10 protein-coding genes and 1 tRNA gene are annotated in these 13,536 nt (G+C 71.7%); 5 read left to right on the top strand and 6 right to left on the bottom strand.

Annotated features, from left to right (window positions below; genetic code table 11):
• Window positions 1-102: 102 nt before the first annotated feature.
• The 3 genes from ABZ860_RS15150 to ABZ860_RS15140 all read left to right on the top strand — a co-directional run bounded on the left by ABZ860_RS15150 (window position 103) and on the right by ABZ860_RS15140 (window position 3,349).
• Window positions 103-1,362: a histidine kinase gene (locus ABZ860_RS15150; RefSeq protein ID WP_357220132.1), complete on the top strand. Its 1,260-nt coding sequence runs from the start codon at window positions 103-105 to the stop codon at window positions 1,360-1,362.
• Window positions 1,347-1,994 carry a response regulator transcription factor gene (locus ABZ860_RS15145; protein WP_357220130.1) on the top strand — a complete coding sequence of 216 codons (648 nt, stop codon included), beginning with the start codon at window positions 1,347-1,349 and terminating at the stop codon, window positions 1,992-1,994. Before ABZ860_RS15150 ends, ABZ860_RS15145 begins: the two co-directional genes overlap by 16 nt.
• A 179-nt stretch (window positions 1,995-2,173) precedes the next feature.
• Window positions 2,174-3,349, top strand: coding sequence for an MFS transporter (locus tag ABZ860_RS15140; protein WP_357220128.1), 1,176 nt, complete (start codon window positions 2,174-2,176; stop codon window positions 3,347-3,349).
• Window positions 3,350-3,360: 11 nt separating this feature from the next.
• Here ABZ860_RS15140 and ABZ860_RS15135 read toward each other — a convergent pair whose 3' ends face one another.
• Together ABZ860_RS15135 and selD are read right to left on the bottom strand one after the other, a co-directional pair.
• A complete protein-coding gene (locus tag ABZ860_RS15135; RefSeq protein ID WP_357220126.1) occupies window positions 3,361-3,954 on the bottom strand; it encodes a DUF6886 family protein in 594 nt (197 codons plus the stop codon).
• A gap of 46 nt (window positions 3,955-4,000) precedes the next feature.
• Window positions 4,001-5,014, bottom strand: a complete 1,014-nt coding sequence (gene selD, locus ABZ860_RS15130) for a selenide, water dikinase SelD (RefSeq protein WP_357220124.1) — start codon at window positions 5,012-5,014, stop codon at window positions 4,001-4,003.
• A 90-nt stretch (window positions 5,015-5,104) separates the two neighbouring features.
• On the opposite strand from selD, the gene ABZ860_RS15125 reads away from it, so the two are divergent.
• Window positions 5,105-5,198, top strand: a tRNA-Sec gene (locus ABZ860_RS15125).
• Between the two features lie 20 nt (window positions 5,199-5,218).
• Here ABZ860_RS15125 and ABZ860_RS15120 read toward each other — a convergent pair.
• From ABZ860_RS15120 to ABZ860_RS15105, 4 genes are all read right to left on the bottom strand, one after another.
• The gene (locus ABZ860_RS15120; protein ID WP_357220122.1) at window positions 5,219-6,487 is read right to left on the bottom strand and encodes an ATP-binding protein; all 1,269 of its coding nucleotides are present in this window, start codon (window positions 6,485-6,487) and stop codon (window positions 5,219-5,221) included.
• A 210-nt stretch (window positions 6,488-6,697) separates the two neighbouring features.
• Window positions 6,698-9,319 carry a caspase family protein gene (locus ABZ860_RS15115; protein WP_357220120.1) on the bottom strand — a complete coding sequence of 874 codons (2,622 nt, stop codon included), beginning with the start codon at window positions 9,317-9,319 and terminating at the stop codon, window positions 6,698-6,700.
• A gap of 98 nt (window positions 9,320-9,417) precedes the next feature.
• A complete protein-coding gene (locus ABZ860_RS15110; RefSeq protein WP_357220118.1) occupies window positions 9,418-10,101 on the bottom strand; it encodes a helix-turn-helix domain-containing protein in 684 nt (227 codons plus the stop codon).
• Between the two features lie 158 nt (window positions 10,102-10,259).
• Entirely contained in the window at window positions 10,260-11,402 is a 1,143-nt protein-coding gene (locus ABZ860_RS15105) for a pectinesterase family protein (protein WP_357220116.1), read from the bottom strand.
• Between the two features lie 222 nt (window positions 11,403-11,624).
• Between ABZ860_RS15105 and ABZ860_RS15100 the strand changes: the two genes are divergently transcribed.
• A complete protein-coding gene (locus ABZ860_RS15100) occupies window positions 11,625-13,526 on the top strand; it encodes a hypothetical protein (protein ID WP_357220114.1) in 1,902 nt (633 codons plus the stop codon).
• The last annotated feature ends 10 nt before the right edge of the window (window positions 13,527-13,536 follow it).

The raw sequence follows: 13,536 nt of genomic DNA, 5'->3' as shown, positions 1-13,536 counted from the left end.
GGCCCGGCGCGGTACACAGTGGAATCATCACGCCGTACCGGCCGGATCGGCGCATTGCTGGACACACCGGGAATCGGGGTCATGAAGCGCGAAGGAAGAATCATGCGGCAACTGACGTCGTGGGTGGCGAGTGCCGCCGTGGGGTTCGTGCGAGCGTGCGTCGTGGTGGTCGTCAGCATGCCGGTCCCGGCCGTGTGGGCCGCCGCCGTGGGGCTGTGGATCTGGTGGTGGGGCGGCAACCCGTGGCCGGGGCCGGCGCCGCTGCTGTGGGCCTGCATCGGCACGCTCGCCCTGTCCCGCCCGGTGTGCCGAATGACCCGCGCCGTCGTCGCCAGATGGACGGGCGCCGTCATTCCCCCCGGATATCGGCAGGCCGCGCCGGTGGTGCGCATGTCGACCGGATACTGGTGGAACGGATTCTCCTACGAGCGCACCAGCCGGCACGCTCACCGCGACCAGCGGATGCGGCTGTGGTGGAGCGATCCCGCCACCTGGCGCGACCTGCGCTTCGCGGTGATCGCACCGTTCACCATGGGGCTGATCGCGGCCGTCCCGCCGGCCGGGGTCGTGGCGGCGGTCGCCGGGTTCAGCCACCCAGGACTCCCCATGCGTCTCCTCGGGGTGCTCGGCGTGGCCGTGGCGATCGGCGCCGCCCCGTACGCCTGGCGGCCTGTCGGGCCGGTCGCCGTCCGTTTCCTGCGGCCGTCGCGCGCGATGGCGCTGGCGGACCGGGTCGACGAGCTGACGGCCCAGCGCGCGGACACGACGGTCGCGCAGGCCGCCGAGATCCGCCGCATCGAACGGGACCTGCACGACGGAGCGCAGGCGCGGCTGGTCGCGCTCGGGATGTCCTTGGCGACCGTCGAGAGGTTGATGGAGACCGACCCCGGCCGGGCCAAGGGGCTGCTGCGGGAGGCGCGAGCCGGGGCCGCCACGTCGCTGACCGAGCTCCGCGACCTGGTCAAGGGCATCAGCCCGCCGGTGCTGACCGAGCGAGGGCTGGTCGACGCCGTCCGCGCCCTCGCCCTGGACAGCCCCCTCGAAGCCGCCGTCAGCGCCGACCTCGGGCTGCGACTCGACCCGCCGATCGAGTCCGCCCTGTATTTCGGAGTCGCCGAGCTGCTCGCCAACGCGGCCAAGCACGCCCGTGCGACCCGGGCGCGGATCTCCATCACCGGCGACGGCACCGGCATCGTCGTCGACGTCGAGGACGACGGCGGGGGCGGGGCCGGCATGCGGGCCGGGGGCGGGCTCGACGGGCTGCGCCGCCGCCTCGCGGTCTTCGACGGCACTCTGGAGATCACCAGCCCGGCGGGCGGTCCGACCCGGGTGAGAATGGCGGTGCCATGCGAATCGTCGTAGCCGAAGACCTCTACCTCCTGCGCGACGGGATGGTCCGCCTCCTCGAGGCGTACGGACACCAGGTGGTGGCGACGGCGACCACCGGGCCCGAGACGCTCGACGCGCTGCTGACACAGCGGCCGGACGTCGCGGTCGTCGACGTCCGCATGCCGCCGACCCAGTCGGACGAGGGCCTGCGGGCGGCTCTCGACGCCCGCCGCCGGCTGCCCGGACTGCCGATCCTGATCCTTTCCCAGCACGTCGAACAGTTGTACGCCCGCGAGCTCCTGGCCGACGGCACCGGCGGCATCGGCTACTTCCTCAAAGAGAGCGTGTTCGACGCCGATCAGTTCGTCGACGCGCTGGAACGGGTGGCCGGTGGCGGGACCGCCATGGACCCGGCCGTCATCGCGAAACTGCTGTCCAGCGGATCATCGAACCGGCGGCTCGAACGGCTCACGGAACGCGAACACGACGTGCTCGGCCTCATGGCGGAAGGGTTGTCCAACCAGGCCATCGGCCAGCGGCTCTTCCTCAGCGAGAGCGCCATCAGCAAGTACACGACCTCCCTCTTCGGCAAGCTCGGCATCACCGACGACGGCAACAACAACCGCCGGGTCCTCGCCGTCCTCACCTACCTGAACAAGCCCTGACGTGCCTGCCTAGGCCAGCCGGGCGTCGCGGAGGCGTGACGACGATGCCCGCGAACGCCCCGCCTTGCCGGCCACCGCCGGCAAGGCGGGTGGTCACGTCCGAAACGTGCCGGTGCCCGCTGCCTCCCCACTGCTTGGCTGGGTGCACGCCCTCCACCCGCACCTGGCTGAACGGACCCATGTCGACCACCACGCTCACGCGGCCCCGCTCGCCTCTCATCGGCTGGCTCGCCGTCACCTCGCTCATGCTGGGCATCTTCGCCATCGTCACCAGCGAGATCCTGCCCATCGGCCTGCTGACCGCCATAGGCGCCGACTTCGGCATCTCCGACGGCACCACAGGGCTGACCATGACCCTGCCCGGTATCGTCGCCGCGATCGCCGCGCCCACCGTCACACTGACCACCGCGCGCCTGGACCGGCGTGTGATGTTGTGTGTCCTCATGGGGGTGCTCGCCCTGGCCGACGTGCTGGCCGCGGTGGCGACCTCCTACTGGATCATGCTGATCTCCAGGGTGCTCGTCGGCCTCACGATCGGCGGCTTCTGGTCCATCGGGGCCGGACTGGCCGGCCGTCTGATGCCGCCGCACGCCGTCGGCGCCGCCACCGCTGTGATCTTCTCGGCCGTGCCGTTGGGCTCCGTGCTCGGCGTACCGGCCGGGACCTTCATCGGCAACCTCGCCGGCTGGCGGACCGCCTTCCTGGGCCTGGCCGTGCTGGCACTCCTGGTCCTCGCGGCCCTGATCCTGCTGCTGCCGCCGCTGCCCGCCCATCAGGTCACCAGCCCTCGCGTCCTGCTCGACCTGCTGCGCACCCGGGGTGCCGCCATCGCCTTGCTGGCCACTTTCCTCATCGTCTTGGCCCATTTCGGCACCTACACCTACGTCACACCCTTCCTCCAGAACGTCACCGGCCTGCCTCCCGCCGCCGTCAGCGCCATCCTGCTGGCGTACGGCATCGCCGGAATCGTCGGCAACTTCCTGGCTGGCAAGGGCACTGCGACGCGGCTGCGAACCTCCTTCGTGACCTGCGGCTGCCTGATCGCGGTCACCACCCTGCTGCTGCCCTCGGTCGGCGGCACGACCATCGGCGCCGTGATGTCACTCGTGGTCTGGGGCTTGGCCTACGGAGGCGTACCCGTCTGCTCGCAGGCATCGTTCATCGTCGCCGCCCCGCACGCGCCCGAGGCCGCGACGGTCGTCTTCACCTCCTCCTTCCAGGCGACCTTCGCCCTCGGCGCGTTTCTCGGCGGACGCGTCGTCGACGCTTTCTCGGTCTCCACTGTGATGATCTGCGGCGGGCTGACCGCTCTCCTCATGGCGGCATCCCTGTGGTCACTCGGCAGACCCCGCTGACGCCCGCGAGGTCACGTGCCGTGCGCCACGGAACCGCGATCCTCATCGCCGCGATCGACGAACGGCTGTGAGCGCCGGGGGCGAGCGTTGCGGAGGCGGATGCCGCTCCAGCCCAGGGAACTCGCGGTCACCGCGTCCCAGAACGGCCAGAGGTCGTTCAGCAGCCTGAGCTGGATGCCGGCCTCCTCGTGCAGCCGCAGCAGGTCGCCGACGGGTTCGGGCGGCCCGAGGGGTTCGACGGGCTCGGTCGCCACCACCGCGTTCGGCACCGGCTCGCCGAACGGCACGAACTTCTCGGCGGGGAAGCGGTAGGCGTACAAGCGGACGGTCAGGAAGGCCTCCAGCCAGCCGTACTCGATGGCGTGGACCCGCTCGCCGCAGCCCGGCCCGATGATCCGGTCGCGATCGGCGTCCGTGGAGTCGGGCGTCGTCCACGCCATGGCCCTCGGGCACTGGCGGGGGAACCAGTAGTCGGGGCAGCGCTCGGCCGTCACCGCCCAGACGTACGCCTCCGGCTGCCGCGCCGTGGCCGCTACATGTGGAACGAATCGGGTGATATCGGGGTCCTCGGAGAAATGCAGCACCTCGCCCGGCTCAGGTCGCATGTCCCGGGTCTACCACCTCGCCGTGACCGCGGCCGATGCCGAGGACTCAGGCGAGCCGGATCGCGGCGGCCTCGGCCGGGACGAGTTCGCCGACGATCGGCGCGCCGGGGACCTCGCCGGCGACCAGCAGGCCGCCCGAGGTCTGGGCGTCGGCCAGCAGGAGCAGGTCCTCCTCCGCGTACCGGCCCGGGTCGAGGTGGGGCCACACCCAGTCCAGGTTGCGGCGGGTGCCGCCGCTGACGTAGCCGTCGCGCACCGCCTGCCGCGCGCCCTCCAGGTAGGGCACGGCCGCCACGTCGACCACCGCCGTGACGCCGCTCGCCCTGGCCAGCTTGTACAGGTGGCCGAGCAGGCCGAATCCGGTCACGTCGGTCGCGCACCCGGCCCCGGCCGCCAGCGCCGCCCGGGAGGCGTCCCGGTTGAGCGTCGCCATCACCTCGACCGCCTGCGGGAACACCTCGCCTGTCGCCTTGTGCCTCGTGTTGAGCACGCCCACGCCGAGCGGTTTGGTGAGGGAGATCGGGGTCCCCGCACGGCCCGCGTCGATGCGCAGCAGCCGGTCCGGGTCGGCCAGGCCGGTGACCGCCATGCCGTACTTCGGCTCGGGATCGTCGACGCTGTGACCACCCGCGACGTGGCAGCCCGCGGCCCGCGCCACGTCCAGGCCCCCGCGCAGCACCTCCCTGGCGAGGTCCATGGACAGCTTCTCCCTGGGCCAGCCCAGCAGATTCACCGCGACGACCGGCTCGCCGCCCACCGCGTACACGTCGGACAGCGCGTTGGTCGCCGCGATCCGCCCCCAGTCGTACGGGTCGTCCACGACGGGGGTGAAGAAGTCGGCGGTGGCGACGACGGCCCGGCCGCCCTCGATCCTGACCACGGCCGCGTCGTCGCCGTCGTCCAGCCCGACGACCAGTTCGTTCGCGTACGCCGAGGGGTCCGGGGCCACGAGCCCGGCCACGATGCTCTCCAGCTCACCCGGGGGAATCTTGCAGGCGCAGCCGCCTCCGTGCGCCTGCCGGGTCAGCCGGATCCCGGCCCGCTCCGCCGTCTCGGTCATCCCGCACCCGTTTTCGCGTCGTCCGTCCGTCACGCCGCCACCGCGGGGGCGTGCCCCGGTCCCTACCCCGTTCCGGCTAGGTTTCTCCCTGGAGGTGTGTGGGCGCCTGGTGGCCCCCGCGGTCTTCAAAACCGACGAGGCCGAGGTCCTCGGCCTGGCGGGTTCGATTCCCGTCCACCTCCGCTCACCTTTCGCCTTCCTACGTCAGGCGTCCGGCCCCGCCTCCCACACCGCGGACATCGGAAGCGCCCGCATCCGATCCCCGAAGGGGAGTGTCTCCGGACCCGCATATAGGACGTATCCGGCGATCAGCCGGTCGCCGAGCTTGCGAGCGAGGTGCTGGAGCCCCCGAAAGTCCTCGCTGCGAACGGTCTCCGCCGCTTTCACCTCGATACCGATGATCTCGCCGGATGCCCTCTCCAGCACCCCGTCTACTTCCACTCCATCGCGATCTCGATAGTGGTAGAGCCTGACCGGTTCCTCTGCCCAGGTGAGTTGGCGGGCCAGCTCGCCGAGGGCGAAGTTCTCCAGGAGAGGCCCGATTGGGGCGGTGAAGTCGGCGGTGCGGGCGGGAGTGAGCCCGGCGAGATGAGCCCCGAGACCGGAGTCCACCACCAGCAGCTTCGGTGTTGCGATGGCGCGGGTGGTGGCGTTGGAGGACCACGCCGGAATCCGCCGGATCACGTAGACAAGTTCGAGCAGGTCGACGTACCGCTTGGTGGTGGTGGACGGCAATCCCAGATCACGGCCTATGTTGTCGATCACGGCCAGGCCGCCCATCCGGCCGCACAGGATGTTGAGCAGGCGACGCATGTCCGCGGGACGTTCGATGTCGGAGACCTGTCTCACGTCTCGGTTGATGAGATCTGAGATGTAGGACTCGAAGAAGCGGGCCCTCCTTCGGTGTGTCGGCCGGTGGACTGCTTCCGGATAGCCTCCTCTCAGCGCGCGGTCCACGTAGTCGACCCGTCGAAGGCGTGTTCTCGGAACCTTGATGTCAGGTCCGTGCCGAAAGGCCGCGTCGACGAACGCATCTGCGCTCCGCTCGATTTCCCCCTGTGAGAGCGGCCACAACTCGATTGTCTCGGACCGGCCGGGTAGTGCATCGGGGAGATCTCGTAGACCCAGGAGCCGGGCGGAGCCCGTCAGCAGGAAGCGCCCTGGCCGAGGATCGGCGTCGACAACGCTTTTGATCGACAGAAGCAGCTCAGGTACGCGTTGGACCTCGTCGATGAGCAGAAGACCGTCGTGGCGCACGATGCCATCCGGATCCTGCCGGGCGGCAGCACGTACAGCGGCTTGGTCCAGGTAGATCTCCCGAGCCCTGGGCGAGCGCCGTACGATCGCTTTCGCCAGAGTGCTCTTGCCGACCTGGCGCGCGCCGTTGATGACGACTACGCGAGTATCCGCCAGTGCCTCCAGCGCCATGTCTTCCGCACGCCTGGGGAAGAGCGTCAGCTCATCGATATCCACCAGTTCAGGATAGGCGATCGGGCTTCGCCGTGGTGGATCTGCCGAACAGCTTATGGTGGATCTGCCGGGCTCCACGTGGTGATTCTGCCGACTACGTCGTGGTGGATTCGCCGGATGGTATGTGGCGAATCTGCCGGACATCTGTGGTGGATCTGCCGAACATGTAGCGGTGGATCTGCCGGACGGTTCGCGCCACTAGATAGGCGACCTCTACCGTTCTGTGCCTCGTTGTCCCCCCGTGTAGGCGGCGATCGCGACCAGGAGGGCCGCGACGAGCTGGAGGATCAGGTGGTCCTTCGCGGCGGTGCCCGTGATGAACCTCGGGAGGGTGCGGTTCACGAGACCGTAGTCGACGACGCCCTGCAGAACTCCCGCGATGAGGGAGAGCCGGGCGGCGGCGAGGAACTCCGGTCGCCGGCGGGCCGGGCGGACGCCGAGCAGCAGCATGACGAGCAGAGTGGGCAGGTAAGTGGTGACCGCCTCGGACCGGCCGAGGTCGAGCACCACGAGCACGGTCGCGACGGCGCCGAGGACGAACGCGACGAGGGCTCGGGCGTCGCGTCGCTGCTCGATGGCGTGGACGACGAGCAGGCAGAGGCAGGCGACCGCCACCACCATCGCTCCCCACCACTGCAGCGTCTCCCCCGGGTCGTAGGTGATGCGTTCGGGAGAGACCAGGTGGGCCGCGATCAACGCCACCGCGATCAGGCCGACGACACGCTCCCCGAGCCGTGACCACCGTGTCGTGCCCGGTGCGTCCTCCAGCATGACTATCGCGAGGACGAGCAGGGCTCCGGCCGCCGCGATCCACACGCTCCAGCCGATGCCGTACTCATCCGCGAGAAACGCGATCAACGCCAGCGCGATCGCGGCCAGACCGGCGGCGAACCCGAGGGTGATCTCCCGGGCGCGTCCGTCCGGGGGCAGCAGTGCCGCCCCGAGGGCGGCGGCCACCAGCAGCCAGTGCCAGATCGTGGCGGTCGGGCTCAGCACTGAGGGCGCCGCGCTCGCCAGCAGGAAGGCCGCCAGAAGGGCGGGCACCCGGTGGTTCGGGGCTCGGTCGCGTGACCGGAACGCCGTGAGGACGCGGTTCCGGAGCGCCGCGAGGGTGTGGTTCCGGATCCCCGCCGTACCCTCGGACGGGGTCGGCGGCGCCGGGGTCGCCGCGGCGGGAACGGATGACGTGGGCTGTCCCGCCGGGGACGGCGTGGCCGGGGGTGTTTCCTGACGGGACGACGGGACCGATCGGCCCGGCCTGCCTTCGCCAGGGGCGGTGACCACCCCCGGAACCGGTTCGGCGCGGTCGTCCGCGGGGCGGGTGGGCGCGGGCGGAGCGGGCTCGCCTGTAGCGGCACGGGCGGGGGGCGCGGGAGGTGCGGATTCCGACGGCTCGGGCTCCGGCGCTGCCGGCACGGAGGGCGGGAGCGTCGGCGGCGATGCCGGCACCGCTGTCCTGCCGCCGGCGAGGGCCCCGGCGAGGGCCTCGGCCGCGGCCGTGGACACGGAGCGGCTGTCGTCGTCGGCGAGTTCCTGCAAGGCCAGCCGTGCCGCCAGGGCGAGACCCTCGTGCCTGCTCCTCAGCAGGCGCCGCAGCTCCTTGACCGCCCCGGCGCGGACCCCGGGAATGGGATTCTCGATGACCGCCTGGAGCTCCGCCGGCAGGGGAGAGGGCACGGTGACGGGGCGGGCGCGCCGCGCGACGTAGAGATCGCCCTGCAGGTCGAACGCCCATCTGCCCGGAGTCTGCCCCGGTGTCGTCTGCCGGACCTTGTCGTAGACGTAGTCGTACAGCTCGTCGATGCCGACGTAGCCGTCCTGGTCGCGGTCGGCGTCCCCGGACTCCAGCCCCTCCACGAGGGCCCGGGTGAACACCGACGGCGCCTGCTCCTGGGCGTCGGCGAGCTCGGTGCCGTCGAAGGCGTACTCCATCGCGTTCGACGCCGTGATCACCACCCGGCCGCGACCGCCGAACTGCTCCTCCACGTGCACGCCCAGGCCGGCACGCGGCAGCGCGCCTCGTGCCCACGCTCCCGCGTAACAGCAGTCGAGCAGCAGGATCATGCGCCTGGACCGGCTGCGGCTCATCCTGCGGCTGACGAACTCGGCCGAGACCGCGGTCGCCCCGAGGCGGTTCAGCTTGGTGGTGGGCGTGGCGAAGTACAGCTCTCCGTTGTCGTCCTTCACGCCGTGGCAGGAGAAGTGCAGCAGCAGCACGTCGTCCGGGGAACGGTCGGTGAAGAACTCCTCGACCATCTCGCTGACCACGTGCGTGGGCTCGTTGAGCAGCGTCCGTACGTGGAAGCCGCCGATCGCCGGGTCGCCGAGCACGCGGGCCAGCGCCTCCGCGTCGTGCGCGGGGGCGCGCAGCCGGCGCAGTCCCGGATCGCGATACTCGTCGCCGGCCACGATGAGAGCGCTCCGCGTCCCGGCGGGGGCGTGAGCGCCGCCCTGCCGAGCACTCTCGTGCCGCCGCACCCAGAGATCGGTCAGCCGGCGTTGCTCGCCGGACGGCACACCGGTCAGCTCGATGGCGTCGCCGTCGATCGTGAGCTTCGCGGACCGGTGCTGGTTGCGCGCCAGCCAGGCCGTCACCGCGCTCACGACCGCGGCGAGCAGTTCCGTGCCCGCGAGGGAGACCACCAGGCCGCCGAGGGAGAACGACAGGACCGCCCTGGCGCCGGGTGGTGGCGGCGCCCCCCGCTCGGCCTGCGCCGTCACCACGTCGATCTCCAGCAACTCCGCCCGGAGCCGGGCCGTCAGGTCCTCCAGCTCGTGGGGGTCGGCGTCCTCCTCCCCGATATGGATGGTCAGCCGGGTCGTCTCAGCGGCCATTGCGGCTCCCTCGCACGTACGGCCGGTTCTCTGCCGATGCAGTGTCGGCCGGGCGACCCGGGGGAGGAAACAGCGCGGTCCACTCAGCGGACCGGGCGTCAGGTGCGGCCGAGATTGCGGGTGATCTCCCGCGACGCGCGCAGCACGAGTTCGGTGAGCCCGGCCGGCACCGTCGGCCGCATCACGAGCGCGCTGACCGACGCGACGATCTCGCCGTCCGGGCGCCGGACCGGTACGGCCACGCAGCAGACCCCGGGAAGGACCTCCTGGTGATCGGCGGCGACAGAACCCGACCGGCGGAAGGCCGCCTGGGCCCGCCGCCATTCGGCGAGCGTGAACCCCGGCGGCACGGCGTCGCCGTCCGGTCTCTGCATCAGCAGCACCCGGCCCGCGGCGGTCGCCTCGGCCAGCTCGGAGCCCGGCAGGACCGGCGGCACCTCCCTGATCTCTCCCCGTGTCGCCGTGATCACCCTGACCCGGTCCTCTTCCAGCACGGTGAGGAACGTGACGGTCGTGGTCAGCGCGGACAGCAGGCGTACGGGTTCGCGGGCGGCGGCCTGCAGCCGCGGGTCGGGCTGCCAGGCGCCGCCCAGGCGGGCGAGCCGCCGTCCCACGAAGTAGCGCTGCCCGTGCTGTTGCACCGCGCCAAGGGCCGCGAGCTGCCGGAGCAGGCGATAGGTGGTCGCCTTCGGCATGCCGGCGTCGCGGGCGAGCTCGGACAGACCGGCTCCCTCCTCGGCCGCCGCCAGCACGTCGAGCAGGTGGAACGCCCCTTCGAGCACGCCGCGTCCGCCGGCTGTCCCGGCTCGAACCGCCGGTCCATGCCCGGGACCGGCGCCGGCGTGGTCCCGCACATCCATAAGGGCTCCCCTCCCGAGGCGGTCACCAGGAACTCGCGGAGGAGGAGCCGGCCGTTACCGCCGGAACAGGGAGAACGGTGTCACCTGCCGGAGGGGCGGGGGAGCAGGGCGGGGCCGGGGCGCCAGTCGCCGAGGTAGGTCCGGGGGGTGTGTTCTGCGGCCTGCTCGGGGGTGAGCTGCGGCCGGTTCTCGGGCACGGGGATCGCGGCGCCGGGGCCGATGTCGTGGAACTCGCCGAACCGCGCGTCCTGCCAGTGATACCCGGAGCTCATGTCCACGTACGGCGTGGCCGCGTCGATCGAGGGGCCCATCCAGGTCTCGCGTACGACGAGCGACGGGAGGGCGGTCGGGTCGCTGCTGGGCCGCCAGGGCCGGGCCAGGCCGAAGGACGCGTCGGCCGCGGTCCCGTCGATCACGCATCGCACCGCCAGGTAGCCGCGCGGGTTGGCGGCGGCAGTGCTCGGCGCGAACACGAAGCCGTACGGGCGGAACGTCACGTCCCTGGCCAGGGCGCTCAGCTCGCACCGCTCGAAGACGGCGGTCGCGCGGCCGAAGACGAAGTCGACGTCCCCCTCGATGTGGCACTCGCGGTAGTACTGCCGCGCGAAGGAGGCCAGGGTGCGGGTGTCGGCGTACAGCGTGTCCTGGTGGCCGAGGAAGCGGCACCTCTCGAAGTACGACCGGTCGCCCATGACCTTCGCCGCCACCGCTTGGGTGCCGGTGACGTCCGGATGGTCGGCCCGCAGCCAGTCGTTGGCGAACGTGACGTGCGCGGCGGTGAAGCCGTCGGCCTGGATCGTGGTGGTGGCGCTTCCGCTGGTGCCGTACGTGCCGCCCTCGGGCTTGGGCGTGCCGGCCGCGTTGCCGTAGACGATCACCACGTCGCGCGCGTCGCCGGTCGCCCCGAGGAAGCGCAGGCCGGTCTTGGCCTGCGGCACGAGGACGGTCTCCCGGTATGTCCCGGCGGCGATCACCAGGGTCCAGCCCTCGGCCGGGGTGTCCGGGGTCGCGTCGACGGCGGCCTGGACGGTGGCGTGGTCCCCTCGTCCCTGGGCGTCGACGTACAGCGTGCGGTCGTCCAGCCGGCGCCGGGGCGAGCCGTACCGGCCGAAGGGGAGCACGTGGGCGGCGCGTACGGGCGGTGCGACCGCGAGGCCGAGGATCGCGGCGGCCGCACCGGCCAGCGCCTGCCGCCGGCCGATCAGGGGGGTCAGGGACGACATGGCGACTCCTATAGTCACATATGTGAACTACTTCCTCACATGCGAACAGAAGCACCGTAAGATCCGCCTCCGGCCCTGTCAACGACGGCCGCAGACGGCCGGAGGGAGACGGCGGGGGCGGCAGTCGCAAGCGGGTGCCAAGTGATCTCCAAGCCGGATCGGACAGCATGGCCCGTCTTTCAAGAGCAACGACTCCCCCGTGAACAACGAAAGGGACCCCCGATGAGATGGACGGCGACGCTGCTGAGCGCCATGCTGCTCGGCAGCCTGCTGACCGCCCCTCCGGTGCTCGCGGCCCCTGCCCCCATGACGGCCCCCGTCTCCAAGCCGGCCGCCGCCAGGCCGGCCCCTGTCGTCAAGACGGCCGTGGCCAGGGTCAAGGCGAGCCCGGCCACGAGATCCGGCGCCTGCCCCACCACTGTGGGCTTCTCCGCCGTGGTGGCCGCCAGAGGGAAGGGAACCGTGCGGTACCGCTGGGTGCGCGGCGACGGGAGCAAGGGCGCCATCAGGAGCTTCCGCGTCAACGGCGCACGCAAGGTGGTCGTGCGGGACCGCCAGACGTTCGACCGCAGCACCTCCGGCTGGCAGGCCGTGGAGATCCTCGGCAAGGGGCTGTCGGCCAAGGGCCGCTTCGACGTCGGGTGCACCGGCGCCGTCGTGATCTGGGACACCGCCCACCCGCTGCCCGCCAGGCCCGGCGCACCGCTCGTCGCCGCGGCCGCGGTCGGCGCGAGCCCGGCGACCTATCGGGGCGCCTGCCCCACGACCGTGACGTTCACGGGCACCGTCCAGGTGTCGCGTACGCCCGCCAAGGTCTACTACCGCTGGATCGACAGCGGCACCGGGGAGGGCCGGCTCGAGTCGCTCTTCTTCGCGGCGGGCGGCCCGCGCAGCCGGCAGGTCACCCTCCCGCTGGCCGTGGGCAGCTCCACCACGGGCTGGAAGGCCATCCGCATCGTCAACGCCGGCGGCCGCGACTCCGGACGGGCCGCCTACACGGTGACCTGCACGACCACGCCGCCGACCACGCCGCCGACCTCGCCGGGCCCGTCGGCTCCGCCCAGCCGGTCGCCGTCGCCCAGTCCGTCGAAGAGCCCGAGCCCGTCGCCGTCGACGAGCGCGAGCCCGTCGCCGTCGCCGTCGACGAGTCCGAGTCCGCCGCCCGTGCAGACGCCGGTGCCGCAGATCACCGACCTCACCCCGGGCGACTACGAGGGCGGCTGCCTCGAGCCCGTCGCGTACCAGGCCACCGGCCAGATCTCGCTCCCGGCGGGTGCGGCCCAGAGGGTCAGGTACTGGTGGACCCTCGACGGGACCAAGTGGCAGGAGCAGTTCGCCGACTTCCCCGCCGGCGACCAGCCCCGTGTGCAGAACGTGTCCGCGACCTGGAGCCTCGACTCCACCCGGAGCGGCTCCCACACCCTCGGCCTGCAGGCCGAGGGCGGCCCCGCCCAGCCGGTCCAGCGCACGTTCACGTTCGCGTGCGTGGCCGAGGGCGGCGACGCCACCCTGACCTTCGAATACATGCTGGCGTCCCAGTTCACCGGGCAGTGCGACGGCTCGTTCAGCCTGCGTGCCGACGCGCTGGTGATGACGGACCGCGACGCGGAGGTCAAGTATCGCCTGGTCGTCGACGGCAAGCCGGGCACGGTCAGGACCGATCGGCTCAAGCCCGGCGTACGGAGCAAGATCGGCGACTTCTGGTACAGCAACGCCAGGTCCAGTGGCTCCGGCGTCGTCCGCCTCGAGATCCTGAACCACAACAAGCCCGCCAAGCAGGTGCCGTACACCTGGACGTGTGTGGCGCCGGACCCCTCGCCGGGCACGGTCCAGATCACCGAGATCGAGCCGCTCGGCTACTACGGTGACTGCGTGGCCGCCCCGTACACGTCGGCGATGGGCGAGTTCAAGGCCGCCCCGGGAACCGAGATCACCCACCGCTGGGTGGTCGACGGAGTGGAACGGGAGACCGTCACCCTGAAGGTCCCGGACAGCGGAGTGCTGGGCGTCCAGGCCTACTACTGGACACGGGAGGCGAGGACCGACGGCACGGTCAAGCTCGAGGTCCTGAACCACAACAAGCCGGCGGTGCAGGTCACCTACCCCGTCCGCTGCCAGAGCTGACGACGGACCA

The sequence above is a fragment of the Microbispora sp. NPDC046973 genome (assembly GCF_040644495.1).
Taxonomy (GTDB): domain Bacteria; phylum Actinomycetota; class Actinomycetes; order Streptosporangiales; family Streptosporangiaceae; genus Microbispora.
This window is presented reverse-complemented; position numbering and strand designations above follow the sequence as displayed.

Bases quoted from the DNA above. Each gene is read 5' to 3' on its own strand.
- ABZ860_RS15150 (WP_357220132.1), top strand. From the start codon at position 103: ATGCGGCAACTGACGTCGTGGGTGGCGAGTGCCGCCGTGGGGTTCGTG.
- ABZ860_RS15145 (WP_357220130.1), top strand. From the start codon at position 1,347: ATGCGAATCGTCGTAGCCGAAGACCTCTACCTCCTGCGCGACGGGATG.
- ABZ860_RS15140 (WP_357220128.1), top strand. From the start codon at position 2,174: ATGTCGACCACCACGCTCACGCGGCCCCGCTCGCCTCTCATCGGCTGG.
- ABZ860_RS15135 (WP_357220126.1), bottom strand. From the start codon at position 3,954: ATGCGACCTGAGCCGGGCGAGGTGCTGCATTTCTCCGAGGACCCCGAT.
- selD (WP_357220124.1), bottom strand. From the start codon at position 5,014: ATGACCGAGACGGCGGAGCGGGCCGGGATCCGGCTGACCCGGCAGGCG.
- ABZ860_RS15115 (WP_357220120.1), bottom strand. From the start codon at position 9,319: ATGGCCGCTGAGACGACCCGGCTGACCATCCATATCGGGGAGGAGGAC.
- ABZ860_RS15105 (WP_357220116.1), bottom strand. From the start codon at position 11,402: ATGTCGTCCCTGACCCCCCTGATCGGCCGGCGGCAGGCGCTGGCCGGT.
- ABZ860_RS15100 (WP_357220114.1), top strand. From the start codon at position 11,625: ATGAGATGGACGGCGACGCTGCTGAGCGCCATGCTGCTCGGCAGCCTG.